The sequence below is a fragment of the Ruegeria sp. HKCCA0370 genome (genome assembly GCF_013033705.1).
Classification (GTDB): domain Bacteria; phylum Pseudomonadota; class Alphaproteobacteria; order Rhodobacterales; family Rhodobacteraceae; genus Ruegeria.
Window position 1 is genome coordinate 24,911 of sequence record NZ_WQEP01000018.1, and the last position, 11,391, is coordinate 36,301.

General features: G+C 59.5%; 9 protein-coding genes. 4 read left to right on the forward strand and 5 right to left on the reverse strand.

Annotated elements, in window-relative coordinates:
• Nucleotides 1–12: 12 nt before the first annotated feature.
• The 5 genes from GOW31_RS21210 to GOW31_RS21230 form a co-directional block, all read right to left on the reverse strand.
• Nucleotides 13–225: a hypothetical protein gene (locus GOW31_RS21210; protein ID WP_152460419.1), complete on the reverse strand. Its 213-nt coding sequence runs from the start codon at nucleotides 223–225 to the stop codon at nucleotides 13–15.
• Nucleotides 226–301: 76 nt separating this feature from the next.
• The gene (locus tag GOW31_RS21215; protein WP_171172712.1) at nucleotides 302–1,300 is read right to left on the reverse strand and encodes a hypothetical protein; all 999 of its coding nucleotides are present in this window, start codon (nucleotides 1,298–1,300) and stop codon (nucleotides 302–304) included.
• The gene (locus GOW31_RS21220; protein WP_171172713.1) at nucleotides 1,293–5,006 is read right to left on the reverse strand and encodes a hypothetical protein; all 3,714 of its coding nucleotides are present in this window, start codon (nucleotides 5,004–5,006) and stop codon (nucleotides 1,293–1,295) included. The genes GOW31_RS21215 and GOW31_RS21220 overlap by 8 nt, the downstream gene beginning before the upstream one ends.
• A gap of 177 nt (nucleotides 5,007–5,183) precedes the next feature.
• On the reverse strand, nucleotides 5,184–6,029 hold the full coding sequence (locus GOW31_RS21225) for a Rossmann-like and DUF2520 domain-containing protein (RefSeq protein WP_171172714.1): 846 nt from the start codon (nucleotides 6,027–6,029) through the stop codon (nucleotides 5,184–5,186).
• A 22-nt stretch (nucleotides 6,030–6,051) separates the two neighbouring features.
• Nucleotides 6,052–6,681 (reverse strand): response regulator transcription factor, encoded by a 630-nt coding sequence (locus tag GOW31_RS21230; protein WP_254441783.1) that lies wholly within the window; start codon nucleotides 6,679–6,681, stop codon nucleotides 6,052–6,054.
• 220 nt (nucleotides 6,682–6,901) lie between these two features.
• On the opposite strand from GOW31_RS21230, the gene GOW31_RS21235 reads away from it, so the two are divergent.
• From GOW31_RS21235 to GOW31_RS21250, 4 genes are read left to right on the forward strand one after another with little or no spacing between them, the layout of a single operon-like run.
• Nucleotides 6,902–8,143, forward strand: coding sequence for an aminotransferase class V-fold PLP-dependent enzyme (locus tag GOW31_RS21235; RefSeq protein WP_171172715.1), 1,242 nt, complete (start codon nucleotides 6,902–6,904; stop codon nucleotides 8,141–8,143).
• A 15-nt stretch (nucleotides 8,144–8,158) separates the two neighbouring features.
• Nucleotides 8,159–9,355 carry a malate--CoA ligase subunit beta gene (locus tag GOW31_RS21240; RefSeq protein ID WP_171120861.1) on the forward strand — a complete coding sequence of 399 codons (1,197 nt, stop codon included), beginning with the start codon at nucleotides 8,159–8,161 and terminating at the stop codon, nucleotides 9,353–9,355.
• On the forward strand, nucleotides 9,355–10,242 hold the full coding sequence (gene sucD / locus GOW31_RS21245; RefSeq protein WP_171120863.1) for a succinate--CoA ligase subunit alpha: 888 nt from the start codon (nucleotides 9,355–9,357) through the stop codon (nucleotides 10,240–10,242). The genes GOW31_RS21240 and sucD overlap by 1 nt, the downstream gene beginning before the upstream one ends.
• The gene (locus GOW31_RS21250; RefSeq protein WP_171172716.1) at nucleotides 10,242–11,213 is read left to right on the forward strand and encodes a D-glycerate dehydrogenase; all 972 of its coding nucleotides are present in this window, start codon (nucleotides 10,242–10,244) and stop codon (nucleotides 11,211–11,213) included. The genes sucD and GOW31_RS21250 overlap by 1 nt, the downstream gene beginning before the upstream one ends.
• Nucleotides 11,214–11,391: the final 178 nt, after the last annotated feature.

Genomic DNA, 11,391 nt, shown 5'->3' on the forward strand with positions numbered 1-11,391 from the left:
GTCAGGCCCTGGCTATGTGCGCCTGCGGCTCATCAGCCCATATTTGACCGCCCATGCCCGAAAGGACCCGCGTCTGCGCCTGTCCTGTTTCACAGGTTGCCTGGATTGCGCACCGCCTTTGCGGTTGAATTCGAACACGTCGATTATCCGCTCGGCACAGCCACAGGCTTCGCCCATGCCGACTTTGGCGAAATAGAATTTCTCGAAACGCTCGGGGTTTTGCATGGCTGACCTCCTGAATGCATTGAACCTCATGAAGGGCGCATTGCCAAATCACTTTCCTGCGTTTCAGGCCGCCGCGCTATGGCGCGGCGAACTCGCTTCCTGTCCAGACATTGTCCAGTTGATTGAAGACCGGCGAGGTAATGAGCATTTCAGCGGAATATAGCAGTTGCAGCTCATCCGCAAACCGCGTGACGCCCGGCACAAGCCCGGTGATGTTGCGCCATTCCGCCCAGGTTCCGGGATTTGACAGACTGGTCGGATTTCCGGGATCAGCGGGCTGGTGCCACCCGGCGGCGTTCAGCAGCGGTGTGAGCGCAAAGCGCGCATCATTGCTGTCGACTTCGGTACAGGCAGTGGTGTCGCACTCCCAACTTGTCCAGTTCGCCGCCGCGATGGTTCCGGCGATCGGAGCGGCGGCGTCGATGACCCGAACCATAACCTCGAACCCGCCACCAGCCGTCGGACGGCTGAGCGACAAAGGGTCTGTCGCCACGGCGTGCAAAGCCGCTGTTGGCGCCAGGCTGAGTGTCCGGCCGATCAGAGCCAGCTGCGCAGAGCCGTCTGTTGCGGGTGCAGACCCCGCAGCAGGCAGGATCCTGACAGGTGTCAAAATCGGAACCGCGCCACCGCGGATTGTGATTTCCTGCACCGCATTGTCAAAGGCCGGAACAAAGTCGCTGCGGATCGTATAGGTCAACGGGAAGCTGGGTTGTTGCGGCCCCGCAGGTCGGGCACCGTCACGTGTGACAAAGGACAACGGTGGAACGGCACCGGGCTGTGGCAGCGAAATCTGCGGCCCTGCTATGCCCAGCGCGGCCGCGATCATGCGCGCGCGCTGTTCGGCCTCTCCATACTCGCTGAGCAGATTTATGTAGCCGCCGATCTCGGTGATGTTGCGCGGGGCCGGGATGCGGGATGGGGCAATGTCGCCAGCGATGGCCAGCCTGTGGGCTATAACCTCTCGGGCGCGCTGTATCGCCGGAGAATTGGTGGTTTCAAGAATATTGATGATGGCCTCGGCAAGGCTTTCATCGATGCCCGGTTCGGGGGTTGCATTTGTGCTGGTGTCACTCATCTTCGTCCTCCGCTGGGGCGCTCAGGCCATTGAGGAAATCCAGTACGGATTGGCTGCCGGCCTTGGTTGCGCTGCCGTCATCTGCATCTGTATTGGCTTTGGTAAAGGCCCCGAAAAGCTTGGCCAGAAGCAACGTGTTGGAAGGATTGGCCAGAGCCGCAGCGCCACCGGGGAAATCCTTGAACAGGTTTTGAACGAAACCGGTCCGGTTGCCATCCGGTTGCCCGCCAATCAGCGCAGAAACTCCCGAAGCGTTCTTGGCGATATCCTCAAACCCCTTGAGCTTTGCGGCATTGTCGGCAGCTGTCTTTTTCTTCTCGGCGGCCTGCTTTTTGGCTTCTTCCTCTTTGCGGGCCGCAGCGATCTCTTGCCCCTTGCCCGCAAGCTCAGTGGCCTTGCCGACAAGCTCTTTGGTCAGATCCGTCGCCGTGTCTATGGCCTTGTCCCGACCGGCGGCGACCGATTGCGTTTCAAGGGCCAGTTGCGCCTGCAACTCTTTCAGCCCCGTCAAATCGGTTCCCGCCCGTGCAAGATCAGGCGCGGCTTTGAGGATCTCGGCCAGTTGCGAACTGGGCACGGCCTGGCCCGTGCCAATGTCGCCACCGGCGATGGTGAGCGTGTTCGAAGGTTGATTGGCCGGCAGGTCTGATGGCGCACGGGTGCCAAAGATCGCATCGCTGTCCGCGGGCAGGACCGGCGTGTCGCCAACCGGGGGTGGCGTCGGGCTGTCCTGCCAGTTCCAGAAGCGGCGATGGTCGATCATCTCGCAGGAATTGCAGCGGCCCAGAACAGCCTCGCCCAAGAGGCCCCTGGTCGGCAGCGAGATCGTTCGGCGCGGTGGTCGGAAGTCTTCGCGATGGAAGGCCAGCAGGCTGTCCTGAATGTCGCCGGTCCGCATCTCCATTCGGTCGGCCAGATCGGGCGGGATCGAGAAGGGCATGATCATCGCATTGCCGTAGAAGCCCAACACCTTGTTCTGGACCGTGCTGAGCAGCGATATCTCGCTTGAGGCGTCATCCAACCCGCCATCGGGCACGCCGATGGTGAAGCGTTCCAGCAGGATGGCCCGTTCCTCATCCGTCATACTGGCCCAGATCACGCGGGAATAACGAACGGTGTCGGCAACGATATGCTGATACATTTCTTCGATCCGCCGCAGATCACGGCGCGACAGCACATCCGGCACTTCCTGTACGGAATAGGGCAGGGTCGCAGGCAAAGCCTGGAATGTATTGTCGTCAACGATGGTCTGCGCGTCTTCATTCATGCGCGCTTCGAACTCGCTGATCATCGGCGCGCCGACCAGATCGTCGAAATCCGAGCCTGAAATCGTCGTGTGAAGGCTCCGGCTGATGTTGCGCGTGGCGCGATCCAGATCATCCGCATCTTCCAGGTTCGAGATATGTTCCCAAATGTTGAAGATGTTGATCGGGTCCGGGCCGGTATAGAATGAATAGGCAAAAGAGCCCGTCCGCCTGCGCAACTCGACGCGGGCGATGTCGGAACGTTCGACCGAGCGGGGCAACGCCACGGATCCGGTATAAGTCCGCCGGTTGGTTGGATCACGGCGCGCGTCAGCCAGCCGAACCAGCAGGTTTTCGCGTGTCTCGGCAGGCAAGTCATGCAGGTTGTCGATGTCGATCGGCGATCCGGTCAGGGGCACTGGCCCAACGCGATCGCCATCCTGCGTGAAGATCACCGCGGATATGTCATCATTGGGCATGAAAGTGCCCTGAGCTTCGAAGCTGACGATGTCCTGCGCGACACCCGGAGCATTCTGCGGTGTCGCGTCCTTGTCCGCGTAAAACTCTTCCAACAGTTTGAGGGCGGTGCGGAACCTTCGGCGGTTTCGGAATGCGCGGCGGAACACGTCTGCGTGGCGCAGGATCACCTTGTACCGGCTCAGCAATCCGGACCGGTTGACATTGCCCGGCAATTGATCGCCTTGCCCCAAACGGCGAAAGCGGATGAGCTGCATGGGAACGAAGACCACCAATTGTACGCCTTCGATCCGCGTTTCCAGGGAAAAGTCGCGCAGAACTTCGAACCACTGCATCGTCATTGCATGACAGTGGTTGCGGTTGGCCACGAATTTTGTTGTCGCCGTCCGCCGATCACTTGCGGTGGCTGTGCGAACGCTGGTTCGGGCCGAACTTCGCTTGACTGAAGCGGCCCGTTCCAGCGCGGCCGAGAATGTCTCGTGCGTGTCTGACAGAAAATCGCGTGACGTGTTCTGCGTGTTGGACGAACTGCCTGACGAGTTGGAGCTGGAACGCGCGCCGCTGAAACCGACCCCGCCCACTATGGCCCCGATGCCGCCGAACAGACCGCCACCAATGCCACCTGCGCCCCCGAAGCTTTTTGTGAACGCCTTGGTCGAGAAAGAGGATGTTCCCCGGATCACTTCGTCCAGCGCGGTTTCGAATGTACTGTCGAAAGAGGTATCGCGCGCCTCTTCGAATTCCTGTTGTTCCTCAAAGGTCAGGCTTTCGCGTTCGCGCACGGTCAGGGTTTCGCGCTGTTCCGACACGACGATCCGTTGTTCCTCGCCCGGGGCAAGCGGCAGGGAATAGACCAGACGCCCCAACGACATTCCGGCGTGGACGGCGGTTGAACGCATCTTGGCGATATAGCCAAGCGCCAGGCTGGAAGCTTTTGGCACATCCTGCGGGCGCTGTTCCAGGTCTTCGAAAAAATCCTCGATATCAATGGGTTCGTCAATCGGTATCCGATCGCGGAAATCCCAGTCTCCGCCGTCATTATTGAATGCGCTCAACAGTGTTTCGGCAGAAAGATTGGCCTGCGCAAAGGTGCCGCCCGGAATTGTCGTGACAAAGCGATTGCCGCCAACGGGGCGGGTGCGAACGATGTTTTTCGGTCCGACAAGCGGGTCGATTAGCCGATAAAGAACCGAATAACGCCGCCGCGAAACCGTGCCTCCTTCGGTTCGGTATTCCGAAGCGCAATCACCTTCGCCCAGCACGATGGGCGCCTGCGTGCCGGTGAAATCGGATATGTTTTCTTCCGCATCCTCGGGATCCACCGGCAGAATATCGGCAAGCTCACCCAGGATCGAGCGCTGCAAAGGGAGGACGGTGCGATCCAGCACCACAAGTCCCAGTTCGCCATCCAATGCATCAATGCGCGGCACTGCTTCGGTCAGAGTGGTGTTCTGCCCCCGGATCCGCAATCTGAGGCCATTTTGCGGCAGGCGCAGATTGGGCAGATCCAGCGAAAACAGGCCCCGCGCATCCGTTACGGCGGCTTTTACAGCCCAGGAAAAATCCGCGTTGTCGATGCCTTCACTGGCGGTAAAGGTTGGGCGCAGCGCTTCAACGATTACCCGCTCGGCAGGGGTGCCGTCGGGATTGATCAGTTCACCGCGCAGTTTCGGGGCAAGGGTTGGGACGACAGCGCCCAGAAACCCGTCGGTCAGATCCTTGCGTATGGTTTCGAGCTGACGAAAGACAGCACCGGTGGCCTGCACGCGCTGATCGACCAGATCGTTGATCACCTCGGCAGACAGGTCAATGCCTACACCACGGCGCAGCGCCTTGAGCTTCTCGGCTTCGACGCGCCTGAGATCGTCAAGGCTGTCAGCCGTAAAACCGGCCGATCCCGAGAGTTCCGCCGAGATCGTGGGATTTGGTCGAGAGGTCGGAAGGGACAGCGTAATGCGCGGGGGCTCACTGCTGGAGTCGGACATGAAGTCACCTCGTAGGAAAGCGCTGCAAGAAACTGAGTGCCGGGAAAATTCAAATCTCGAAAGTTGACCCAACGTAACATGTTTCAGGGATTCGCAAAAGAAACGCCCGGGCCCCCCTTTTCCGCGACGCGTTTCGAACGCAGGATCCAAAATGCCTTTCAGCAATGGATCTGGCGATTACTTCGTGAAACCGGTTGCCTTCAGCTTCTGCGCCAGCAGGCTCATTTGCTTGTAAATTTCACCTGCATCGCGGTGCCACGCCGCTACATCCGCGCCCTGCTGGGCAACGACCTCTGAGTCCCCTCTTGCCGCCGGACCGGTCAGGGCAGATTGTGGGCCAAGTAGGTCGACGTTTTCGACTGTGCTGCTCAACAAACCAGCGTTGAGCTTGCGGGCAGTTTCGTCCGGCACGCCCGCCTCGGCCCACGCTTCGCGGGCGATGGCCTGCAAGACAACGGCGAAGTTGTTCGATATCACAGCGGCTGCATGATACAGGCTTTTGCTTTCAGACCGGATGGGAAAACAGGTGGCTCCCAATCCCTCCAGAAGCGGCTGAATGAACGCTGCGGCGTCTTCATCGCCTTCCAACCCGCACAGCGCCTCTTTGAATTGCGCAGCAGCGGCCTGTGGATCGGCGAAAGACAGGACGGGATGAACGCTGGCCAGAGACCATGAGAGGCTTCGCAACGGCGCCAGTTGCTCGGCAGGAAAATAGCCGCTGCAATGGAACGCCACTGAAGGCTTCCCGGTTTTTTCTTGGTTTTCGAACGCCTCTTTCAATTCGTGGGCCACCGCAGAAATTTGCGTGTCGGGTACTGAGAGGATCCACAGATCAGCTGGCCGCAGATCGGCATAGCTTGCGGCAACGCGCCCGGTTTTGGACAACTGGGCGGCTTCATTTGCCGACTGAAAGGATGTGCTCAGAATATCCTGGATCCGGCAGCCATCAGTGCCATCCAGAAGGCTGATCAGCGTTTTGCCGACCCGCCCGGCACCGACAACGTTAATTTTGATTTCAGTCATCTGGGCTCTCTGTTATTGTCGTCTAGTCCGCTCCACGGTGGGCCGAATAGAAAAACGCAATCGCTTGAGTTCTGTTTTTGACGTTCAGCTTCTCATAGATATTGGACAGGTGAAACTTGACCGTGTTGGTGGATATCTGAAGTTCCTTGGACAGTTCCCGGTTCGACATCCCCTGTGCCAGGGCCTCCAAAATGGCGCGTTCCTTGCGCGACAGGCTTTGAATCGGATCCTGTTTCATCTTCCGGACGTCGATGAACGGAAACACCATCTTGCCTGCTGCCACTTCGGCGCAGGTCTCAAGAAGGCCTTCGACCTCGCCCGAGCGGGCAGCAAATCCAGCGGCGCCCGCCTGCATCGCCAATCGCGGGACATCCCCAGAGGCATCGCCATAGATGACAAAGCGCGGTGCATCGGCCTGATCGCGCAGCACCTCGATCAGTTTGGCGGCACCCAGGGCCGGAAGCGTCCAGTCCACGACGCCGACTTGAACAGGTATCCGCATCACCGTTCCCAGAAACCCTTCCGCCGTTGCCGACGTGGCGACCAGAGAGAATCGGGGATCACGTTCGAAAATTTCCGACATGGCCGAAAGCACCAGCGGGTTGCTGTCCGCAAGCATGATTTCGATGGGTTTGTCCGATGTCTCAACCATATGATTTTGCCCATATTTTACAAAAAACTACCCAAAAGGGTGGGGTGAATTTCGGTATACCGTCGTATTTTTGCCAAAACAGGTAGGTAGTTACCCACACTATTAGCCATCCAAAAGCAGTAGTAAGTTACGTTGCGCCATCCGGCAAGCTCGCGTTTTCTGATCGGTATCTTGAACCAACAGGCCGTAATGTCCGGCCAACAGCCGAGGATGTCAGACCATGACCTTTCAGATTTTCCCTCCGCTCGAAATTCCCGAGACCCTTGCCGCAGGGCCGGGGCCGGGGAACACGGATGTGCGTGTCCTGAAAGCCTTCGCCGGCGCAGGTGTCGCCGATCACATGCAAGGCGATGTCCTCAGGGGCATGATCGAATGCAAGCACATGCTGCGGAAAATCTGGGGCACACGGAACGCTTATACGTTCGCTGTCGCGGGTACCGGCTGGAGCGCTCTGGACACCATGTTCTCGGCCGTCATGCCCGGTGACAAGGTTGTGGCCTTCACCAACGGCACATTTTCGGGGATCGACGCGTTGACGCTGCGGATCAAGGCGGCAACGCCCGCCGAGCACGCGGTCAGCCCGCTTGACCCACAGGCGGCGAGTGTCACGGTGGTCGAGGTTCCTCATGGCCAGCCGGTGACGGCTGAACTGGTTGAAGCGACTCTGGCCGAGCACAAGCCGAAATGGGCCTTCATGGCGCATTGGGAAACCGGATCGGGCAGGGTGAACGATCTACGCGGTTTCTCGGAGGCGTGTGAACGTCATGGCGCCATGGGGCTGATCGATGCGGTCTCGTCACTGGGTGTCGAAGACTTTGCGATCGATGACTATCCGGGTGTGGCAGGCTGGGCATCCTGTCCGCAGAAAGGCCTGTGCTGCCTGCCGCTGACATATGCCCCTGTCAGCTTTGCCGATGCCTATATCGAGGCTCTGAAATCCACAGGTGCCTATACCTACGTGCACAATCCGATCTTCGAGGCACGCCACTGGGGCATCGTCGATGGGCAGGACGTGGAAAAGGGCACCTATCACCGGACCCATTCCGGATATGCGGTTGCGGCATTCCACGAGTCATTGCGCCTGACCTTGCAGGAAGGTCTGGCCAAGCGGTCGATGTCTTACCGGACGCATGAAAAGGTTCTTCGGGACGCGGTGACCGAGATGGGGTGCGAGGTCACCTCGGACATGCCCAGCCTGATCGTGCTCAACCTGCCTTCCGCGCTTTCTGGCCGCGAGATGGAACTGGTGCAGAACTGCCGCGCCCGCGGGTTTGGCATCTGGCCCACCTTGAGCGAACCGGTGCAGGTGCGCATCGGCATCCTCAATCAATTGAATCGCGAGGCCGTCAGCCGGATCGTGCGCCTGTTCGCCGAAGCCATTGGTGAGCTGGGCGGAGAGGTCGATCAAGACGCGATCGAAGCTCTGCTGGAAAGCCGTTACGGCACTTCAATAGCTGCTTAAACAGGAGCGCATCAGATGGATATCCACGAATATCAGGCGAAAGAAGTCCTTTCGAAATTCGGCGTCGACGTGCCTGCGGGCGCGCTTGCCTACAGTCCTGAACAGGCGGCCTACCGGGCGCGCGAACTGGGTGGCGACAAATGGATTGTCAAGGCGCAGGTCCATGCAGGCGGGCGCGGCAAGGCTGGAGGGGTCAAGCTCTGCACCAGCGAAAACGAAATCTACAAGGCTTGTGATGATCTCTTCGGTCGCAAACTGGTGACGCATCAGACAGGTCCTGAAGGCAAAGGCATCTATCGTGTCTACGTCGAAGCAGCAGTGCCGATTGACCGGGAAATCTACCTTGGTTTTGTGCTGGATCGTTCCAGCCAGCGGGTGATGATCGTCGCCTCGTCTGAAGGCGGGATGGAGATCGAAGATATCTCGGCCGACCGTCCCGACAGCATTGTCAGGTCCATCGTGGAACCGGCCGTCGGGCTTCAGGAGTTTCAGGCCCGTGAAATCGCCTTCAATCTTGGGGTTGAAGCCAAACTGATCCAGCAAATGGTGCGGACGTTGCAGGGCTGTTATGCCGCCTTCAGCAATCTTGACGCCACGATGGTCGAAATCAATCCGCTGGTCATCACCGGTGATGACCGGGTGCTGGCGCTGGACGCCAAGATGAGCTTTGACGACAACGCCCTGTTCCGCCACCCGCAGATTGCCGAACTGCGCGACAAAAGCCAGGAAGACCCGCGCGAAAGCCGCGCTGCGGATCGCGGGCTGTCTTATGTCGGGCTTGACGGCAACATCGGTTGCATCGTCAACGGGGCCGGTCTGGCGATGGCCACCATGGACACGATCAAGCTGGCAGGCGGCGAGCCTGCAAATTTCCTCGACATCGGCGGTGGCGCGTCGCCTGAACGGGTGGCCAAGGCGTTCCGGCTGGTCCTGTCGGATGACAATGTTCAGGCCATTCTGGTCAACATCTTCGCCGGTATCAACCGCTGCGACTGGGTGGCTGAAGGTGTCGTTCAGGCGTTGAAGGAACTTGACCTCGATATTCCCGTCGTTGTGCGGCTGGCCGGCACGAATGTCGAAGAAGGCCAGAAGATCCTTGCCAAATCCGGACTGCCGATCATTCGCGCCACGACGCTGATGGAGGCGGCAGAACGCGTTGTGGGCGCGTGGAAAAACGACCTTACTCAGGGCACCAAAATGAGGGTTGTGTAATGAGCATTCTTCTCGATCGTGACACGCGTGTCATCGTGCAGGGCATCACTGGGCGCATGGCGCGGTTCCACACCAAGGACATGTTGAACTATGGCACGAACGTGGTGGGTGGCGTCGTGCCCGGCAAGGGGGGCGAAACCGTCGAAGGCGTTCCGGTTTTTGACACCGTCAAACAGGCCGTCGAAGCCACCGGCGCCGATGCCAGCCTGGTCTTCGTGCCGCCCCCGTTTGCGGCGGATTCCATCATGGAGGCCGCCGATGCGGGCATCCGCTATTGCGTCTGCATCACCGACGGCATTCCGGCACAGGACATGATCCGGGTGAAACGGTACATGTATCGCTATCCGAAAGAGAAACGCATGGTTCTGACCGGTCCGAACTGTGCCGGCACCATCTCGCCCGGAAAGGCGTTGTTGGGCATCATGCCGGGGCATATCTATCTTCCCGGAAATGTAGGGATCATCGGCCGTTCGGGGACATTGGGATATGAGGCGGCGGCCCAGTTGAAAGAGCGCGGGATCGGCGTTTCGACCAGTGTCGGAATCGGGGGCGACCCGATCAACGGATCGTCCTTCAAGGACATCCTTCAACGGTTTGAAGACGACGAAGACACGCATGTCATCGCCATGATCGGCGAAATCGGAGGCCCGCAGGAAGCAGAAGCCGCCGAATATATCCGCGACCACATCTCCAAACCCGTGATCGCCTATGTCGCCGGTCTGACCGCTCCGAAAGGCCGTACCATGGGGCACGCGGGGGCGATCATCTCGGCCTTCGGCGAAAGCGCCAGCGAAAAGGTCGAGATCCTGTCCGCCGCAGGTGTCACCGTGGCCGAAAACCCTGCCGTGATCGGTGAGACGATCGCTCGCGTGATGGAGGCTGCGTGATGGTCAAACCTTCGGTTCTGGTTACCCGTCGCTGGCCTGCTGCTGTCGAGGCGCAGCTGGCCGAGAACTACAACACCGTTTTGAACACCGGCGACAAACCCATGTCCCCGGTTGAAATCCGGCAAGCGTTGAAATCCTATGACGCCGTGCTGCCCACCGTAACGGACACGCTGAGCGCCGAGGCACTGGATGTGCCGGGTGTGCAGACGAAAATCCTTGCCAATTACGGCGTCGGCTACAGCCATATCTGCGAGCCCTTGGCACGCGAGTTGGGTATGACCGTGACCAACACGCCCGACGTTCTGTCCGAATGCACCGCCGATATCGCCATGACGCTGCTGTTGATGGTGGCGCGTCGGGCGGGTGAGGGCGAACGCGAGTTGCGTGCAGGTCAGTGGACAGGATGGCGGCCCACGCATCTGGTCGGAACCAAGGTCAGCGGGAAGACACTGGGCATCATCGGATATGGCCGCATCGGACAGGAGATGGCCCGCCGTGCGCATCACGGGTTCGGCATGGACGTGCTGGTTTGCAACCGTAGCGCCGTATCGCCCGATGTTCTCGCCGAATGCAACGCAAGACAGGTGGACACCATTGATGACCTGCTGCCGCAATGTGACTTCGTTTCACTGCACTGTCCGGGCGGCGCAGCCAACCGCCATTTGATCAATTCGCGCAGGCTTGGCCTGATGAAGCCTGACGCTTTCCTGATCAACACCGCACGGGGCGAAGTGATCGATGAATGGGCGCTGATCCAGGCATTGATGTTCGACATGATCGGCGGCGCTGCATTGGATGTATTCGATGGTGAACCGCGTGTCAGCCCGGATCTGTTGCAATGCGACAACCTCGTCATGCTGCCGCATCTGGGCAGCGCAACCCGCGAAGCGCGCGAGGCGATGGGGTTTCGGGTTCTCGACAACCTGAGCGATTTCTTCGAAGGCCGTGAACCTCGGGACCGCGTGATCTGAGGCCACCTTCAAACATCACGCAATGGCGTCCAACGCAGCCGTGGCTGCATTGCGTTCCTCTACAAGGAGATATGACCCGTGAATGCCCCGCACCGTTCAGACGGATTTTTCACCCAGTCCCTTTCTGATCGTGATCCCGAGCTTTTTGGCTCGATCAGGTCGGAACTGGGTCGTCAGC